Annotated in this window: 11 protein-coding genes and 1 pseudogene; 3 read left to right on the top strand and 9 right to left on the bottom strand. The window is 35.6% G+C overall.

Annotated features, from left to right (window positions below; all coding sequences use genetic code 11):
* Positions 1 to 119: 119 nt before the first annotated feature.
* Complete coding sequence (locus tag VB264_RS18110; RefSeq protein ID WP_323251577.1) at positions 120 to 1,211, bottom strand: AI-2E family transporter; 1,092 nt, start codon at positions 1,209 to 1,211, stop codon at positions 120 to 122.
* A 107-nt stretch (positions 1,212 to 1,318) separates the two neighbouring features.
* The gene (locus tag VB264_RS18105) at positions 1,319 to 2,203 is read right to left on the bottom strand and encodes a diacylglycerol/lipid kinase family protein (RefSeq protein WP_323251575.1); all 885 of its coding nucleotides are present in this window, start codon (positions 2,201 to 2,203) and stop codon (positions 1,319 to 1,321) included.
* Between the two features lie 60 nt (positions 2,204 to 2,263).
* Here VB264_RS18105 and VB264_RS18100 point away from each other — a divergent pair, with 60 nt between their 5' ends.
* The 3 genes and pseudogenes from VB264_RS18100 (at position 2,264) to VB264_RS18090 (ending at position 4,706) form a co-directional block, all read left to right on the top strand.
* Complete coding sequence (locus VB264_RS18100; protein WP_323251573.1) at positions 2,264 to 3,250, top strand: App1 family protein; 987 nt, start codon at positions 2,264 to 2,266, stop codon at positions 3,248 to 3,250.
* A 61-nt stretch (positions 3,251 to 3,311) separates the two neighbouring features.
* Positions 3,312 to 3,998 (top strand): annotated as a pseudogene (locus tag VB264_RS18095) (CoA transferase subunit A); the annotation flags it as partial.
* 12 nt (positions 3,999 to 4,010) lie between these two features.
* Positions 4,011 to 4,706, top strand: coding sequence for a 3-oxoacid CoA-transferase subunit B (locus VB264_RS18090; RefSeq protein WP_323251581.1), 696 nt, complete (start codon positions 4,011 to 4,013; stop codon positions 4,704 to 4,706).
* Positions 4,707 to 4,792: 86 nt separating this feature from the next.
* Here the strand turns inward: VB264_RS18090 and VB264_RS18085 are convergent, their stop codons facing one another.
* The 7 genes from VB264_RS18085 to VB264_RS18055 form a co-directional block, all read right to left on the bottom strand.
* Positions 4,793 to 6,499 (bottom strand): RagB/SusD family nutrient uptake outer membrane protein, encoded by a 1,707-nt coding sequence (locus VB264_RS18085; RefSeq protein ID WP_323251571.1) that lies wholly within the window; start codon positions 6,497 to 6,499, stop codon positions 4,793 to 4,795.
* Between the two features lie 100 nt (positions 6,500 to 6,599).
* Complete coding sequence (locus VB264_RS18080; RefSeq protein ID WP_323251569.1) at positions 6,600 to 9,740, bottom strand: SusC/RagA family TonB-linked outer membrane protein; 3,141 nt, start codon at positions 9,738 to 9,740, stop codon at positions 6,600 to 6,602.
* 55 nt (positions 9,741 to 9,795) lie between these two features.
* The gene (locus tag VB264_RS18075; RefSeq protein ID WP_323251567.1) at positions 9,796 to 10,674 is read right to left on the bottom strand and encodes a carbohydrate kinase family protein; all 879 of its coding nucleotides are present in this window, start codon (positions 10,672 to 10,674) and stop codon (positions 9,796 to 9,798) included.
* Between the two features lie 31 nt (positions 10,675 to 10,705).
* Positions 10,706 to 12,034, bottom strand: coding sequence for a sugar porter family MFS transporter (locus VB264_RS18070; RefSeq protein WP_323251565.1), 1,329 nt, complete (start codon positions 12,032 to 12,034; stop codon positions 10,706 to 10,708).
* A gap of 195 nt (positions 12,035 to 12,229) precedes the next feature.
* The gene (locus VB264_RS18065) at positions 12,230 to 14,926 is read right to left on the bottom strand and encodes a substrate-binding domain-containing protein (protein WP_323251563.1); all 2,697 of its coding nucleotides are present in this window, start codon (positions 14,924 to 14,926) and stop codon (positions 12,230 to 12,232) included.
* Positions 14,927 to 15,081: 155 nt separating this feature from the next.
* Positions 15,082 to 16,614, bottom strand: a complete 1,533-nt coding sequence (locus tag VB264_RS18060; protein ID WP_323251561.1) for a glycoside hydrolase family 32 protein — start codon at positions 16,612 to 16,614, stop codon at positions 15,082 to 15,084.
* A 312-nt stretch (positions 16,615 to 16,926) separates the two neighbouring features.
* Positions 16,927 to 20,403, bottom strand: coding sequence for a sensor histidine kinase (locus VB264_RS18055; RefSeq protein WP_323251559.1), 3,477 nt, complete (start codon positions 20,401 to 20,403; stop codon positions 16,927 to 16,929).
* Positions 20,404 to 20,453: the final 50 nt, after the last annotated feature.

The raw sequence follows: 20,453 nt of genomic DNA, 5'->3' as shown, positions 1-20,453 counted from the left end.
TTTGTTTCCCATAATGGGTATGACCATTCTTCTTCGTTGTTACACTACCACAATGACTACAGTTCATTTTACCTTTTTTATGACAAAGATAAATAAAGCATTACATTTTTAGGACTACCTCAATTTTTAGTTAATTTAGACATACCCTGTTTCAATTTAGTAATAAAGCTATCGGAATCTTTATTATAGTCAATTTCGCCAATTAAAAATCCATAAGGTTTTAAAGGATCAATATGATCACAAACAATTTTCAGGATGGCTGTTAACGGAATGGCTAAAATAATGCCCGGAATACCCCAAATAAGTTCGCCAACTACTAAAGCAATGATAGTGAATAACGGATTTATCTTTACTTGTGGCCCTAAAATGAGGGGCTCTAGTACCCATCCTTGGATAAATTGAACAATTCCATAAACAACAGCGATGCCTCCTAATACAGATGGCGAAGCCCCATGTAAAGCTGTTACTAATATCGTAAGTGTAGTTCCCGTGATATTCCCTACAAAAGGAACGATTTCTAATAACCCACACAAAATAGCAAAAAATATCGCATTTTTTACGCCTAACACACTAAACCCAATGCCGTACATAATCCATAAACAGGCAATCATCTTTGAAAGACCAAATAAATATTGTTGAGAAACATTTGTGGCTTTACTAAGCATTTGTCCTACTTCATGTTGTTGACTTGGTGATGCCAATTTCATGAAAAATTGTTTTATATGGTTGCGATAGTATAATAAAAAGAACAAATAGGCAAGTAATAAAACTAATGCTGTAAATAGCGCAGTAATTGATGACAAGGTCAATTGCATAATGCTACTAAGTGAAGGCTGTTCTTGTTTTAATATTTTAGATTGTTCTTCTACAGATATGCCGAGGTGATTGAAGATATATTCTTGTGCACTTACTCCCCATTTAATCGCTTTTTGCTTAATTTCAGTCATGTCTTTTACTACTTCGGCAACTTTCCAACCGAGCAACGCTATTAGGCTAGCCATAATTAATACTAAAACGAGCAAACAAATAAAGGCTGATAATCCTTTAGGCAATCCTTTCTTTTCTAAATAATTGCATAGCGGTATAAAAAGCGTAGCTAGGATACTTCCAATCAATAGTGGAATCAAAAATTCTTTGGCAAAGTACATTCCTGCCAAGACTAGAAATAAGAGAAGTATTTTTTTAATGATGGAGGTATTGGTGATAGTCATGTTTAATAATGGATTATTAGAAATTGGCAAATATTAATGTAAGAAATATCAATAGACTAGTTTGCAATTTTCAAAATATTTAGGTGTTATCATACTATATTTAGTACCTACTTTAATGTAGGTACAATTATTTCAAGTGCCTCTGGCATAATAGAAGCTTTTACTTCTTTTATTTTACCCATATACTCTCCATCAATTTGAAAATGCACTTTTTTAGATGAGCGCATGGTGAGTGATGTAGTCTGAAAAACCTCTATTTTATCAGGGTCATATTCCTGATGTTGAGATATCATTTTGAAAATTTCATAAGGAGATATTTTTTTGATGACTATTACCTCAAACAGACCGTCATCAAGTTTTCCAATAGGGTTAATGACTGCACCACTTCCGTATTGAGTAGCATTGGCAATCACAATCATCTCGGCTTTTAAGTGATGAACTTTATCATTAGTATGAATAGTAACATCCATCAATGGATTTTGCCACAACACTTTCAAAGAAGCAATTAAATATCCCCACATCCCACGGATACCTTGTTTTTCAAACTTTTTAATGGCATAAGCATTCAGTCCTATATCACTCAGGTGGATACATAGTTGTTGATTAATTTTTGTTAAATGAATTTTTTTAATATCTCCAGACACTACCGTATCCAACGCTTGCTCTGGGTTGTTACTAATTCCTAATTCTTTTGCCAATCCATTAGCTGAGCCTGCTGGCAATATGCCCAAAGGAATATTACTGTTAATCAAGCATTCAGCTACTAATTTGACTGTTCCATCACCTCCAACCGCAATTACTTGATTGGGAGAAAACGCTAAGATTTTTTGATTAATGGTTTCTGTGGTACAATTCTTTTGTAACTCATATATTTCGATGATATATTGTTTTAAAACAAAATATTCTGTGATTAATAAAGACCAATTTCTGGAACTACTCCCTGCACCTGTATTGACGATAAAGAGTAATTTTAGGGTGTTTTTTTCTTGCATAGGTAAATACATATATTATGCTAAACAATCTATTTAGTATCTTTCAATTTTATAATTAGAATGAGCAAAAAATCATACCAGCGAAATGCCACCGTTAAAGTATATCATGGATATGGGCATCAAGATAACCTTATTGTTTATGGTCATGTTCTAGCAGGAAAACCGCCACGAGCTGTTGTTGACAATAATCTTATATCAAATGTAATTCATTTAATTAAGATATTTTCTGTTAAACCCATTGCAGGAGTTAGTGTGCGTTTACAGTGGGATAATCAGTATTATTATAGCAAAACAGCGCAGGATGGTTTTTTTAAATTTGAATGGAAATCTAACAGCAAAATTTCAGCAGGATGGCATGCCATTTTTATAGATTTAGTAGGCTCACATGATAAAGTATTGACTACAGGAGAAGGTAAAATTTTTGTGCCAGAAGCTACTCAATATGGATTTATTTCTGACATTGATGATACGGTATTGGTATCACATTCAGCCAAAACTGGGAAAAAATTAAGAGTGATGTTCACTAAGAATCCACTGAGCAGAAAAACATTTGCTGATGTAGTAAAGTTTTATAGGTTGCTTTCCTTGGCACATACAGAACCGAACTTATTGAATCCGTTCTTTTATGTATCTAGTAGTGAATGGAATTTGTATGATGATTTAAACGTTTTTTTTAAACATAATCAATTACCCAAAGGTGTTTTTTTATTGAACGAGATTAAACGGTGGTATCAATTATTGAAAACAGGTACAACAAAGCACCAAGGGAAATTAATGAGGGTAGTAAGACTGTTTGAAGCATTTCCTAAACAACGATTTATATTATTAGGCGACAATTCACAAAAAGATCCTGCTATTTATGCTGCCATTGCCAATAAATATCCAGAAAAAGTAGTGGCTATTTATATCAGGAATGTGAGCCCTAAAAAAGAAGAAATTACGTTATCTTTGATGAAGTCGATAACCAACAAAAAAATTCAGACTTGTCAATTTGAACATACTGACGAAGCCATTTCGCATGCTAGGGATATTGGATTGATTGTTTAGTTGCCTCAAACATAATCATACCGAATATAGTTGTAAATAATCTTCAAAAACAATCAAAGAAATGATTAATAAAGTAGTGAATACTGCCCAAGAAGCAGTGAAAGATATTGAAGATGGTGCTGTGTTAATGTTGGGGGGCTTTGGTTTGTGTGGTATTCCTGAAAATAGTATTGATGCTTTAATCCAAAAGGGAGTAAAGGGTTTGACCTGTATTTCTAACAATGCTGGTGTGGATGATTTTGGGATAGGATTAATGCTAAAAACGCGTCAGGTAAAAAAAATGATTTCATCTTATGTGGGCGAGAATAAAGAATTTGAAAGACAATTGCTATCAGGAGAATTAGAAGTTGAACTTATTCCACAAGGCACGCTTGCCGAAAGAATTAGAGCGGGGGGTGCTGGTATCCCTGCCTTTTTCACTCCTGCTGGTGTGGGTACAGAGGTAGCAGCAGGAAAAGAAATAAGAGAATTTAATGGCAAAAAATATTTATTAGAAAGTGGGTTAAAAGCTGATTTTGCTATTGTAAAAGCATGGAAAGGCGATACGACAGGTAATTTAGTTTTCAAGGGAACAGCTCGTAATTTTAATCCGATGATGGCAACAGCGGGGACAATTACTATTGCCGAAGTAGAAGAGTTAGTGCCAGCAGGAACCTTAAATCCTAACGATATTCATACGGCAGGAATATATGTTCACCGTATTTTTCAAGGGAAAGATTATCAAAAAAGAATAGAACAAAGAACGATTGCAAAACCTGTATTGCCGAAAGAGACCGAAACTAGTCTAACTGTAGGAATTGGGTTAGATAAAAATCAGATAGCCAAGAGAATAGCACAAGAGTTGAAAGATGGTTATTATGTCAACTTAGGGATTGGCATTCCTACACTGGTGGCTAATTATATTCCATCAGATATTAATGTGATTTTACAATCTGAAAATGGCTTGCTGGGCATTGGTCCTTTCCCGACAGAAGAACAAGTGGATGCCGATTTAATTAATGCGGGCAAGCAAACAGTAACCATGCTAGCAGGGTCTTCATTATTTAGTTCTGCTGAAAGTTTTGCCATGATTCGTGGCGAACATGTAGATTTGACAATTCTAGGAGCAATGGAAGTTTCGGAAAATGGAGATATTGCCAATTGGAAAATTCCTAACAAAATGGTGAAGGGGATGGGTGGTGCAATGGATTTAGTAGCGTCCGCTAAAAATATCATCGTTGCCATGCAGCATGTGAGTAAAGATGGTAAGTCTAAACTATTAAAAAGTTGTACTTTACCGATAACTGGTCTTGCTTGTGTAAAAAAAATTGTCACAGAATTAGCTGTATTAGAAGTATTACCAGAAGGAGGGTTTAAGTTATTAGAAATTGCTCCGGGCATCAGTATTGAAGATGTACAGAAGGCTACAAAAGGGAAGTTGATTGTAGAAGGTGAAATTCCAACGATTAGCATTTAGCATATTTTGATAAAAAAGAAAAAAGATAGCCGTTCAAGCTATCTTTTTTGCATTATTCCCAATCTGTAAACCCAATTTATCAGATATTAGTATCCTGGATTTTGCTTGTATAAACCGTTGGTGAAGGTAATTTCTGCCTGTGGAATTGGCAAATATTCATCTCTCCCAGCGGTAAATTTAGCAGTTGCTAAAAAGGTTCTTTTTGTTTTTTCTATGTTGATATAGCCGTTTAATGTAGGCTCTGCAATGCCCCAACGCACTAAATCAAAGAAACGAGAACCTTCGGTTGCAAATTCTAAACGACGCTCCCATTGCAATGCTTTACGAGCAAAATCTTGTGTCCAACCAGTTGTTGAATACTGTTTTACATTATATTTTGATGCGAATGTTCCATCCAATTTTTTCAATCTACCTGTACTTTCAGAAGCTCTTTTTCTGATTTGATTGATTAATGGTAGTGCTTTATCATGCTGACCTAGTTCAATATACGCTTCTGCTTGAATTAATAGGATATCATCATAACGAAGAATATCATAGTTTTTAGCAGTTCCCATAAATGGTCCAAGTTTGAAATACGATGAACTAGTAGCCAATTGTTGGAAACGCATCGAGTGGAAATTACCATACACCCCTGCATCACGTACCCAACTATTACTGAATGGTTTTGTATTATCGTATTTATATGGATGTCCGTCGATGCCTACTGTATGGTCTAGACGTGTATCAACGGTCGCGTTGGCTAAATCTACATTACCATTGTTAAAACTGTCAAATAATGGTAAGCCGTTGGCATCAGTAGCATGGGCATTTACCAAATTTTGACTTGGCGCATGGAAACCACAACATCCGTATTGCGGAGCCCCATGTGGGTAATTTAATCCATCTTCAAAACTCAAACGTCCAGCCGTTGTTCCATCATTAATGGTAAATTGAATTGCGAAAATTGATTCTGGCCCATTCTCGGTTTCTGGAAGAAAATTATCTGCAATGTCTCCACTTAAACTGTATTTACCAGACGAAATCACTGCTTGTGTTAAAGTAACTACCTCTTGCAACCTTGTTTTATTGATATTGGTTACTTTGTGATTATTATCTTGTTCATACGCCTGATATAATCTTAATTTAGCCAAATATGCTTGGGCAGCCGTTTTGTTTGCTCTTCCAATTTCTGGTTGACTAGCAGGTAAATTATCTACAGCATATTGTAAATCAGCGGCAATTTTATTCCATGATTCATCATTACTGAGGGTATTCGATACTTTCAATATATCCTCACTAGAAGCAGTCTCATCAAAAATTGGAATATTTTTGTACAAAAGCTTCATCGTGAAATAACTGTGAGCTCTCAAGAAACGTAATTCTGCCAATCGTATTTTTTTATTCGGATAACTTGTTTCCGAAAGCGTATTTACCGCACGCAAAGCCACATTACATCTTGAAATAGACTTAAATAAATTTTGCCAAGTACGCGTAACGAATGAGCCAATCGTTGGAGTAACTAAATTGTAATGCTCGATGGCATCAATTTCACCCACGTCGCCAGTACCACCCCCGCCTTTATAAGCGTCGTCTGAGCGAACGCTGCCATAAACCCAATTGCTATAAATAGGGCCAATCATGTCACCGTTGCCAATGGCGGCATACGCTGAAGTTACTAATCCTTCAATGGCAGTTGGAGAGGTTAAATCTGAGGATGATAATACCCCCGTAGGCGTATATTCAAGGGCATCTTTGCAAGCGCCTAAACCAAGTAAGCCTGCAACAAATATGATTGGAAGTATCTTATTTTTCATTTTTTTAAAATTAGAGTTTGAATTTGTGCTTTATGCTGTACGCTATAGGCATTAGGCTATTTTATTTATATAATGCCTAAAGCTTATAGCTGACCTTAGCTTAAAACGATGCATTAACACCAAATGTAAAAGTCTTCGGAATTGGAACTGGGCCAAGGTCAATGCGTTCTGGGTCTGGACTTAAATAACTACTGCTTTTTATCCAGAACAAGTTTTCAGCCATGACATAAAAACGAAGTCTTGAGAACACTGCTTTCGGTTGAAGAGTATAACCAAACTGAATATTACGTACCTTGAAATAAGATGTATTTACCATGAAATAATCAGAAGTACGTCCTTCGTTGTTATTATCCTTTAGCGTTAATGCAGGAACATTTGTGTTGGTGTTTTGTGGCGTCCAACCGTTAAATACTCCTGGTCCAACGTTTTCTCTACTCTTCATCAAATTGTTAAATAACGTATATACATCAAAACCTGATCTGCCTGCTACACCCGAACCAAAGATGGCTAAATCAAAGTTTTTGTATGATACATCTAGTCTTAAACCATATTCAAGTGTTGGAAGCGTTGTACCAATCCAAGTTCTATCTAAGTCGTCAATTTTACCATCACTGTTGATATCTACATAACGGATTCTTCCTGGCCCTGCTCCTACTTGTGTTGGTGCGGCATCTACTTCTGCTTGCGACTGGAAAAGTCCGTTAGTTTTATACCCGAAAATATCGAATTGTGAATGACCTATAATCGTATTGACTAAGTTCCCTGCATAAGCTGGGCGTACATTTTCAGGCAATTCTGTGATTTTATCTCTAAAGTGAGCAAAATTTGCCGTTACATTATATTTAATACCATTCTCAACTTCGCCATGATAGCCTAATACAAATTCCCATCCTTTGTTAGATTTAGAAGCACCATTTACTGCTTTTGACTGACCTTCACCAAGGGCAGAAGCCACAGGAGGTGTAATCAAAATCCCAGTTGTTTGGCGTGTAAAGTAATCAAATGAACCAAAGATTTTATTGTTTAGGAATGCAAAGTCTATCCCTACATTTATTTCTTCAGTAGTTTCCCATTTCAACGCCGAGTTTGCTGCTTGTGTCTGAACAAAACCTGATGGTAAAGTACCTGTGTTAGCGCCTGATAATGAATAAGCTGTACCAATATTCATGTATTGCTCCCAGAAACCTCCAGATAATTGTGCTTGTGTTGTTCCGTATCTTGTGTCAAATAGTCCAAAGCGCGCTAAATCACCGATTTGTTGATTACCTACACGCCCCACTCCTACTCTTGCTTTTAGTTCTGTAATTAGTTTACTGTCTTTCAAGAAATTTTCTTTATCAAGCTTCCATCCGAATGAGGCAGCAGGGAAAATACCATATCTGTTATCAGTACCAAAACGAGAGGAGCCATCACGACGGATAGTCAGAGCCAATAAATATTTATCATCTAAATTATAATCAACACGACCAAATTGTGAGAACAAACGATGACCCGTTGAACCGCCCGATACGGTAGTGTTTCCTGTACCAGCATTCAGCGTAAAGTAATCTTCCGTTTGTAATGCATAACCTTCTTTCTTGGTAGTTTGGAAATCTAAATCAGTTTTAATGTATTCCGTACCCGCTAAAAATTTAAAGTGGTGTTTTTCGTTTAAATCCCAGTTATAGCGTAATGTATTTGACCAAGTAACGCTCAGGAAATGATTCTGGTCGAAAAGCAAGCTATTCGTTGTACGGTTAAATGCCCCTTCAGAGAACGTAGGCGTAATTACTTTGTTCAAATATCTTGAATCGTCAGCTCCAATATTGGTTTTGAAAAACAAGTTTTTAATAGGTTGGATTTCAATAAAAACATTTCCAAAAGTACTCAAACGGTTTGCATTATTCCATTTTGCAATGTCTTGCATGTGTAATGGGTTATTTCTATCAGAATAACCACCACCCGAGGCTCCTGCATAAGTAACGCCATCTTTTTGGAATACAGGAATTGTTGGCACCAACGTAACTGCTAATGAAGTAGTCGAAGCTCCTCCCAAATCGTTAGCCGTTAATGTTTCGTTGGAATTGGCAATACGAAGGCTAAGACCGACTTTTAATTTATCATCAAAGGCACGCGTGATGGCATTGATACTACCATTCAAGCGGTCATAATTTGTAAATCTTAGCATCCCTGTATTTTTGAGTTGACCAAAATTCACTTCTAATGAAGACGTTTTATTACCCGTCGAAAGCGTAAAATCATTTCTAGTAACAATACCGGTTTTATACATTACATCTTGCCAGTCGGTATCGCCCACAGGAGTATTTGGGTCACCACCTACAAAAGGTTTTACCGAAACGCCATTTAGAACGGGATTGCTATAGTTTTTATTCCAATCAAAATTATAGATTTCACCATAACCAGATGCCGGGTCTTGTCCGTCGTTTATGGATGCTTGCCAAAGAGCTTTACCTCTATCAATGGCATTCAACATTTTGAAACGCATGGCTTTTTCAGACTGAAAAGAAACACTGCTGTTGAACTGAAATTCTATTTTACCATTGGTATTACCACCATTTTTAGTAGTCACAATAATTACCCCATTGGAAGCGCGAGCACCATAAATAGATTCAGCCGAAGCATCTTTTAATACTTGTACAGACTCAATATTAGTTGGGCTAATATTTTGAAATACTTCTGGACGAGTAGTCGGAATTCCATCAATGATATACAGAGGGTCATTATTACCTAAGGTATTTGCTCCACGAATCAAGATTCTACTGTTTGAGCCATTAGGAGAACCATCTTTTTCAATATACAACCCCGCGACACGTCCTTGCAAGGCTTGCATAGGATTTCCTGAGCTGATATTTTTGAGAGGCTTCATATCTACAATGGCTACTGCTCCTGTTAAGTCTTGCTTTTTAGAAGAAGTATAACCAACGACTACTACTTCGCTAAGTTCTTTACCGGGAGTCAGAGAGACAACGATATTACTCACTCCTTTTATCGAAACGTCTTTCGTTGTGTAACCAACAAATGATATGGTAAGCGAAGTAGCATTTTCGGGTACTGTGATGGTAAAAAGTCCATCTACGTTTGTTGAAGTTCCTTTAGGCGTACCCGTAATGAGTACATTGGCGCCAATAAGCGTCTCATTTGATTCAGCCGCCACTACTTTACCAGTAATGGTTCTTTGCTGTGCAAGGGCAAGTTGTACCGTACAAAGCAGCACGGTAATGCTCAGTAAAAAGTTTTTCATGTTGAAATTGTTTAGTTATTAAAAATTCAGGGAAGGAAATACAGTTAAATTAGACTTACATCATAGCCATTACTTGGGTTTCTGAAATCTGAGGGGTTGCTCCTTGATAAGTAGCTACTAACGAGCCCATTGCACAAGCAAATCGTAAACTTTCAGCAGGATTTTTTAGCTGTAACAAATTCTTGAGTAATCCAGCTAAAAAAGCATCTCCGCTACCAATGGTATCTTTTACCTCAACAGAAAAACCTTTGTTTTGGTAAAACACTCCATCTTTCAATAAAATAGCTCCATCTGCTCCTAAGGTTACACAGAGTGTTTGAATGTCGAAACGTTTGGCTAAGGCTAACATGGCTGTTTCTAAGACTGGAGATTCGTCGTACCAACTTGCAATCAAAGCCAATTCATTTTCATTCATTTTTACCATATCGGCAATTTCCAAGAAGGAAGTTACCGTTTCCTCATTATAAAAAGGCGTTCTGAGGTTCACATCAAATACCTTGAATTTGGCCTGTTTTAGTAATGCTTGTAAAGTATTGGAGGTAACCTCACTACGGGCTGCCAAACTACCAAAAATAAATACATCCGTACTTTGTACTGCTTCTGTCAGGTTGTCTTCTGGCTGGATATAGTCCCAAGCTACAGGATGTACAATTTTGTATGTTACCTCATTTTGATCACTCACATTGGCCTTTACAACGCCTGTTAAATGTGTTTTGCCATGCTGAACCAATTCGGTAGATAAGCCTTTTTGGGTTATAACCTGAATTAATTCTTCTCCTAATTCATCATCGCCAACGCGACTAATAATCAATGGGTTAAGTCCTAAATTTTTTAATTGAACCGCTACGTTCATTGGAGCTCCACCCGCTTGTTTTCCTGTGGGAAGAATATCCCAAAGCATTTCGCCAAAGCAGATTATTTTTGGATTAGTCATTGTTTAAATAGATTGAAATAATAATTGTGTACTAATGCATTACGATTGTTTTTTCCACGCCTTCCAGAGAAGTCCCCTTGGTTTCAGGCATAATTTTCAATACAAACAATAGTTGCAAAACCATCATCGAAGCAAAGAATGCGAAAGTAACGCCACCACCGAATGTCTCTGCGATATATGGGAATGTAAAAGTGATGATAGCTGCTAAAATCCAATGTGTAAAACTTCCTAATGCTTGTCCATAAGCACGTACTTCGTTCGGGAATATTTCTGAGATAAATACCCAAATTACAGCCCCTTGTGAGAACCCAAAGAAGGCAATAAAGATGAATAAATAGAAAGAAACGTTAAGACCAATATTACCACTAAAGAAGGCTTGCGCTACTAATATCAACGAACCAATTAAGCCTATAGAACCCCAGAACATCAATACTTTTCTGCCGAATTTATCAATTAACGAAATGCCTAAAAGCGTTGATAATAAGTTGATTAAACCGATTCCTGCTGACGAAAGAAGGGCGGAGTCTTTTCCTAAACCAGCCATTTCAAAAATACGAGGGGCAAAATAAATAATGGCATTGATTCCCGAAACCTGATTGAATACAGCAAATAATACTGCCAACATAACGGGCTTGCTATACGCAGGCTTGAACAATGTTGTAAAATTACTTGAAACGCTAGTTGATGCATGGCTACGGATAGCTTCAATAATTTCTTCCGAGGTTGTGGCATCTATTTCTTCTAATGTTTTTCTGGCAGTTGCGACGTCCCCTTTTTTGAGTATTAACCATCTCGGGCTTTCAGGAATGATAAAAACAGTTACTAAAAATAATATAGAAGGCAGGGCTTGTACTCCTAACATCCAACGCCAAGCATTCTCGCCAATATCTGCTAACAAATAGTTAGAAAGATAGGCAATCAATATACCGAACACTACATTAAATTGAAACATGGCTACCAAGCGACCTCTTTTGTGGGCTGGAGCTATTTCTGAAATATACATGGGAGCAACTACAGAAGAAACACCCACGCCTAGGCCTCCTAAAAATCTAAAAACTAAAAAGATACTCCAGTTGGCAGCATAGGCAGTACCTAAAGACGATAGTAAATAAAAGATAGCTACCAATAATAAGGTTATTCTTCTTCCGTATTTTTCAGCGGGTAAACCACCAATTAAAGAACCTAAAACTGTTCCGATTAAAGCAATTGAAACGGTAACGCCATGTTCAACTACGTTTAGATTCCATAATTTTTGTAGCGTTTGCTCTACGCCAGAGATTACTGCTGTATCGAACCCAAAAAGGAATCCCCCTAAAGCTGCAGAGAGTGCCCACAAGAATATTTTAATGTTTTGATTCATGGTTAACTTTTATAAGTTTTTTGATGAACCAAAATTAGAAGAATATTATATGGATGTCTGTAAGTATTCTTTCAAAGAGTATCTGTATTGATACATTAATTTAACTTACTGAATGACAGCATTATATGTAATATTTACACACTATAATCAACGTTTGAATATAAGTATTGATACAGCGTTTTAATAAATGATACATCAAGAATTTCGCCATTCAGAAGGGGTTTGATTAGTCTTTTGTTTAAAGAAAGTGGTAAAGTAACTTGGATTGTTAAAACCAGTTTCATAGGCTACTTCGGCGATGGTTTTATCGGTTTCTTTTAAAAGTGCCTTAGCTTTTAGTAATTTAAAATCCCCAATATAATCAGTTACATTTTTGTTAGTCAATGCCGAAATCTTTCGGAATAATTGTACACGCGACATTCCTAATTCTTTACTCAATTTCTCAACAGATAACGAACTATCATTCAGATTCTTTTCAATCAATAATTCAAATTCTACTAAAAACTTACGCTCACTTTTTTGAATTTGACTAGGGTTAGTAATTTCACTTGAAAAACGGCGACGCATTCTATCTCTGTTTTCAAGTAAACCTTTTATTTTTTCTTCTAGCAATTGCTGATTAAAAGGTTTTGAAATATAAGCATCTGCCCCAGCTTTTGTTCCTTCAATCTGGCTTTCCATTTGTCCTTTTGCCGTTAACAAAATCACAGGAATATGCGAAGTCCTGAAGTCATTTTTAATTTTTTGAGTAAGCGAAAATCCATCCATTTCGGGTAGCATTACGTCACTGATGATTAAATCAGGAATATTATCCAAGATTTTCTCCCAACCTTTTTCTGCCGTTTCTACGGTAACGGTATTGTATGATTGATTGAGTTTTTGGGTGAGAAATTGATTTAAATCTTGATTGTCTTCTATCAATACAATGGTATTATCATGAGTCTTTGAACTGTTTGAAACGACAGGCATAACTGGCTCTATATTTTCGCGAGCATACAGACTTTTAGTTACTTCGGTTTCACCACTTTGCATTTGAACAAAAGGTAAAATGATTTTAAACGTAGTTCCTTTCCCTTTTTCAGATTCTACTTGAATATCACCTTGATGAAGAGAAACGAATTCACGTGAAAGGGCTAATCCTAAACCTGTACCCAAGGAAATATTCTGATTGCCTCGATAGAATAAATCAAATGCCCGCTCTTTTTCTTCTTTACTCATACCGATTCCATTATCTGAAATCAAGATTTCAATTTTCTCAATATTCTTCAATAACGAAATATGAATCAATCCACCATTAGGAGTGTACTTAAAGGCATTAGAAATAATATTGAATAGTACTTTATCAAGTTTTTCCGTATCAAAAACCATTGGCATGATGCTAAACGGACAGATAAATTGTAAGTCTATTTGTTGTGTTTTTGCCTTTACATTGAAGTCAGACACGATTTCCTTTACAAAACTTACTAAATCTTGTTGACTTACTTCTAATTCCATTTTGCCAGCATCTACTTTCCTTAATTCAAGTAATTGATCGACCAAACGCAATAGTCTATTAGCATTTTTATGAATTAATTGTAGCGCATATCTAGTTTCTTTGACATCCACAGATTTCCGTTGAAGTATATCTTCTGTTGGGGTCAGAATCAGACTCAGGGGCGTACGAAATTCATGGGAAATGTAAGAGTAAAAACGTAATTTATCTTCGGTTGCTTGTCGGGCAAGTTGTGATATACGTTCAATCTCATCTTTCTGTTCCAGAATCGCTCTATTCTGATTCCCTAGAATTTGATTCGATTTTTGTTTCTCTCGCAACAAGTAGAACAATATTAACCCTAGCAAGAGTACCACTAATAAAAAAACTACCGTTAGGTAAAGCGTATTTTGTTGTGACGAAAAGATACGAGTCAGGTCTTTTATTCTTGTCGCTTGACGTTTAATATCGTCTTCTTGTTCTTTAATCTTTTGATATTGTGCCAACATGATTCCTACATTCTCACTATCGATAATGGTAGTAAAAAGTTGATTCTCTTTATTAAAAGGCTGCTTTTTCAAAATTTTAACAGCCGTTTTGATAGCTTCTTCTCCGCCAGTAGGATACAATATAGTAGCCGATAAAACACCTTTACTGACCAAATCAATTCCTTGATTATCGCCGTATAGACCATCGACACCAATTATTTTTTTATTCAAACCCAAGCTTTTACAAACATCCGCTACCATTAGTGCAAGCCTATCATTATGTGCAAAAATCAAATCAATATCAGGATGTTGACTGATAATAGCATATACTTGATTCTGGAAATTTTGAGGTTTACGGGCTGAAAAGACTGATTTAACAAGCTTTAAGTTAGGATAATGATTAATCGTTTTTAGAAATCCATTGTGCCTGTCGATAGTTGGAGAGGTTTTTGCACCTTCTCCTACTACAAAAATATTCCCTTTACCATTTAAAATAATGTTAGCATATATTCCTGCATTTTGACCTATCAATTTATTATCTGCCCCAACAAAGGCCGTATATTTTTCTGACGTTGTTTTTCGGTCAACAATTACTACAGGAATACCAGCGTCGTATGCTTTTTCTATGATAGAAGTCAGAGGTTTGGCTTCATTAGGCGATACAATGATTAAATCTACTTTTTGATTGATAAATTGTTGAATTTGTAAAATCTGCTTATTGCTACTACCATTTGCATTAGAGATAACCATATCAATATTATTATGGAAAGTAAGTTCACGTTCCATTCCTTCAATCATGGTCTTCCGCCAATTGTCGCTCATAGTACACTGCGAAAAACCAATATGAAATGTTTTTTCATCCTTACTGCTCTTACAAGCATACAGCATCAAAACTATGCATATCGGTACTAATATTTGATATATTTTTCTCATGTATTTACAATTAAGAGATGGTATAAGCTGATTTTGTTTCAAGAATCAATTATTCAAAAGGAGTAAAAATAGCTAGGCTTTATAAGCAGAAAAAGATAAACTGCTGGATTTTATTATCCAACAGTTTATCTAGTTGTACGCTACATCAATGAATTTTATTTCCAGCTTCTTTTCAAGTTCCAGACTTTCAGTGATTTTACCTTAATAGGTGCTCCTGAAGTTTTAATGTTCATTTTTGTATAATCTTCGTTCGGAAAGAAAATTTCCGTCATAACTGTGGTGCCATCATCAGCAAATAATTCGGCTGAGGATACATCAAAAAACAAATGCATTTTAATGATATTACTGTCAGACAATCTTGGAGCAATGTGAATTTTTGCTGCAAAATCATTAGAAAAATCTACTTTACCTGACTTTGTTCTATCGCTAAAAAATGTATTCTTTTCGCTGTTATAGCCAATTATATATTTTTCGCCTTTAGCATTAGATATTTCAATATTAACGATGTCATTTGTCTTAGGTTTTTCAAATGATAACTCCACTTCTGATAAAGTTGGCACAAAACCTAACTTAGTGTTTAAATCTAAAGAATCTTTTATCGTTACATTACTTACCTGCAAAGGTTTTTTAGCCAAATTTCTTAGTGATTGAAGTTCTTTGACTGGTGTTGACGCAAGTCTATATCCTTGGCTTGTTGCTTTTAGGGTCAATTCTCTTGGTAATGTAGTAGCACTTCTCCATTGAGTAGTTGGAACAATATTAGCATATTGCCAGTTACTCATCCAACCGATTAAGATTCTTCTACCATCCGTTTTAGGAATATCTGACCACGTTACTCCTGCATAATTATCTTTGCCATAGTCTAACCAAACTCCATTTCCATTCATTACACTAGGCTTGAAAGACTCGTCCAGTACAAATGTTTTGCCATCAAATTCACCAATAAAATACTGTGTCCCTGAACCACCATTTAGAGCCCCTGGATTAATATTGACAATCAATACCCACTTGGTAATCTTACCGTCTTTTAAAGGAAATAAGTCTGCACATTCCCAAACACCACCATGATTTCCCCATTCTTTGCCAAAGCTTCCTGATTTCGACCAGTCTTTTAAATTCTTAGATACCCAAAACTCATGATGATCTTGTACGGCTAATGCCATAACCCATTGCTTACGTGCTTCATCCCACGATACTTTGGGGTCTCTAAAATCACGAACACCTTGATTTTTGATGACAGGATTGTTGGCATATTTTGTCCATGTACGACCTTTATCATTACTATACGCTATGCCTTGACTTTCAAAATCATTTTTCCCAGCTTTTTCAGCAGCCATGTTATGATAAGTAAAAATAGCAATCAATGGTGGCTGATTGTTTTTGCCAAAACCACTCGTATTATTCCAATCTACTACAGCACTTCCAGAAAAAATATAGCCTAAACTATCAGGATATAGGGCGATTGGAAGGTTTTCCCAATGTGTTAAATTTTTACTAATAGCATGTCCCCAATGCATTGGTCCCCAAACGCTTTGGTCTGGAAAATGTTGATAAAACAAATGATATTCACCTTTATAAAAGAACAGCCCATTGGGGTCATTCATCCAAGCCTTTGGTGGAGAAAAGTGATAATTCGGGCGGTGTTTTTCATGGTATAAATCCTTATTTTGTCCTAATCCTTTCTGCATAATAAGTAACATTAGGGTAACACAAAATATAGTTATACGTTTAAAACTTTGAAAGTAACTCATTTTTCCCATCATTAAATAGTGAAGTAAACGTAAGGCATAGATTTATGCCTTTTACTGATTCAAAATTATCACTCTTGTTTTTTAAAATGATGTATTAATCTTTCCAAAAATTCCAAATTTGATACAATCTATAATGCATTGTAAATCAACCTATTGACAATAGGTAAAGCAACAACAATATAACTATTGTTACAAAAAATTAAATAATGTTACTATAAAACAAAATGGTTGTTGTGTTTTATCATTACCTTAATTTAGCCGAGGGGTAATAGTCCGTGCTTCATAGGGAAATTTCAACGTAAAAGTTGTCCCGATTCCTTCTTGACTAACAAATGAAATCTGCCCGCCCAACTTATTTGTAAACTCTTTAGTGATAGTCAGTCCAAGTCCTGTGCCTTCGATATGTAAAACATTGTTTGCCCGATAGAACAATTCAAATAAATGTTCTTGGTCACCCAAAGGAATTCCCAAACCATAGTCTGTGACAACAATGTGATAGCAATCAGGATGAAACAATAATGTCAGACTTGGATTCTTTGAACCCGACGAATATTTAAAGGCATTATTTACCAAATTGCTAATAATATGATTTAGAAACGAGGTATTTGAAAGAATCAGTTTATGCTCTTCTGGCAAATGTATTTCTAATGTTCGATTATCGTTTCTATCCGAATAATATTGTTGATTGATATCATTAATCAACTGGACAATATCAATGAGTTCAAGGTTATATTCTTTGGTATTTACGGCGGTTTTTTCAAGCAATAATATATCTCGCAACATTTCGGTGAGGCGATTTGACTGAGAAACAATCTTATTGAGATGAAGTTTTATTTTTTCTTTCAATTTTTCATCCTGCATCATATCTACATAGATACCTAATATGTCAATCCCACTTACAATAGTAGCGATAGGTGTTCTGAACTCATGAGAAGCGAGAGCTGTAAATCTAGTTTTTAGGCTATTGATCTCTTTCTCTTTTTCTAATGACAGTTCTAATTGTTTAAGCTGTTTTTGGGCTTCTTCAGCAATTTTTATTTCAGTAACGTCCCTTTCTATCGCTATCCAATGAGTAAACCACCCTGTTTCGTCAGCCACAGGAATGACAGTAAAGTTTATCCAAAACTTCTCTCCATTTTTCTTATAGTTAATAATAGTAATTTCAGCAGTCTCCCATTCTCGCAATGATTTGCCTAAACGAGACAACTCATTTTTGTCAGATTCTGGTCCCTGTAAAATACGAGGACTTTTTCCAATTACTTCTTCGGCCGTATAGCCTGTCATTTTTGTAAAAGCCTCGTTTACATATATTATTCTTGGGCCAGGAAAATCAAAAGGCTCTGCTTCTGTAATCATTACTGCATCCTTGGTATTTACCACTACAGATTCCAGTAATTTTAATTGTTGTTCCTTTTCTTTTTGCAAAGTAATATCCCTCATTGCACCTACCATCCTGATGGCTTTTCCATCAGTGTCTCTAATGGTAAAACCCTTGTCCATTACATACGCATAACTTCCATCAGCGCGTCGATAACGATATTCATCTTCCCAATTATTGATATTATTATTATTTTCAATAACTATCTTAATGCCTTTCGTAACCCTCGCTACATCATCAGGGTGAATGTTTTTAATCCAAGAGTTAGCAATAGAAGAGAGCTGTTCATAGGTATGTCCAAATATATTCAAATAGCCCTCTCCCCAATATATAGTTTGATCTCGTAAATCCCAATCCCAAATTGCATCAGATGTTGCTTTTGAAACAAATTTGTATCGCTCATTGCTTTCAACAAGTGCCCTTTGTGCATTTTTCTGTTCGCTTATATCTTGAACCGTTCCTTCAAATGAAATAATTTTTCCTGTATCGTCTTTAATAGGTTTACCAATTTCATGTATCCATTTTATCTGTCCATCAGGTAATATGATTCGATATGCTATATCAACTACCTTAATTTCATTCAATGCTTCTCTCTGTTTTTGAAGGAACATTGCTATATCGTCTGGATGTATAGTATTGACAAAAGATTCAAAATTTAGGTCAAAAGAGTTTTTGGAAACTCCCCAAAGTGTATAGACTTCATCAGACCAATATAAATGTTGTTGCTCGATATTGACTTGCCAATACCCTAATTTGGCGATGCTCGTTGCAGTACGAAGTTTTATTTCGCTGTCTTTTAATTCTTGTAAAACACCTTCTTTTTCTGTTACGTCATTTATTTGTACAAACGAAACCCTTCTGCCATTATAATCCATTAAATGACCAATGACTTCTACTTTTAACAAGTCATTATTTTTTGTTTTATGAATCCAGATTCGTTTGTGAATTTTCCCATACGTTTCTTCCTTTTGAGTTGCAGCATATAATAATGGTTTTTCAGATTCGGGCCTTACATCTAAAATAGTTAGCGACAACATCTCTTCGCGGGTATAACCATATTTTAGGAGGGCTTCCTCATTACATTCAACAATTTCTAATGTCTTGAAATCCCAAATAAACATGGGCGAAGGATTGTTATCAAATAGATATTTGTACTGTTTAGCAGATTCTATCAGGGCCGCTTCACTTGCCTTTTTCTCTGTAGCATCTTTGGCAACACAATAATGTATATTCTCTACGGCATCCCAACGACTAGACCAAACCATCGGAACGATACTACCATCTTTTCTGACGTAACGGTTTTCGAAATTAGTAGTTTCGATACCGCTTTTAATATCAATACCACTTTGATTGGTAACATCACGGTCATCCTCATGAACAAGATTCATGAAATTAGTACCAATAAGTTCTTCTGGTTTATAACCCCAAATTTTAAAACAAGCAGCACTTATTTGTACAAAATTACCGTCTCCATCTATCGTACAGATAATATCAAGGGATGAATCCATGATTTTGTTCAATTCATCTTTTGTTTTCTGTAAGGCAATTTGCTGTATTTTTTCGTCTGTGATATCTTGAAATACTCCAAATAATTTTATAGGATTTCCCTCTGCATCTTTAATAATACTTCCTCTGGAAATGATATGTTTTATGGTATTATCTTCTAACACAAATCTTTTTTCAATCCTATATTCTTTCCCCGTTTGCATAGTATGCTGCATTTCTTCGATAGCAAAGGCTCTATCATCGGGGTGAATCATGCCTAATCCTTTTTCAAAGGTTACTTCAAATGCCTGAGGTTCATAACCACAAATGCTAAACACTCCATCAGACCATTGCAAATCATTAGTAACGAGGTCTAGTTCCCAAGTACCAAATTTTGAAATAGTTTCAGCTTTTCTAAGTAGTTCATTTTTTTTGTCAATGATAATATTTGCCTCTACTAATTGCTGATTTAGAATAAAATGCTCCGTAACATCTATCACTGAATGCATGATAGCAATAATCTCCCCTTTATCATCAAGTACGGGGGCGTGTTCTATCTCCCAATATTTATTTTGGGTAGCTGAATTATTTTCCTGAAAATCATATTGCTTACCAGTTATTTTATGGGGCACTTTATACTTGATAGCTTCTTGCAATGACTGCTTTATTTCAGCTATCGTGGTAGCATCCATAGAAAATATTTCAAAAACGCTTTTGCCTATTATATCAACAGCTTTTAGCCCACAAATTTTGGTGTATGCATCACTTATTTCAATAACATTAAAGTCTTGATTATTACTCGATAATAACAAGATGGGCAAAGGAAGTGTTTTGAGTAGATGGCGGGCGAGAATGGTACTCATATATTTATAATTTAAAAATGGTCAAAATAAATAATACTGACGGTTATTAT

The sequence above is a fragment of the Arcicella aquatica genome (assembly GCF_034928825.1).
Classification (GTDB): domain Bacteria; phylum Bacteroidota; class Bacteroidia; order Cytophagales; family Spirosomataceae; genus Arcicella; species Arcicella aquatica.
The sequence above is the reverse complement of the archived record's forward strand: the minus strand, read 5'-3'. Positions and strand labels throughout refer to the sequence as shown.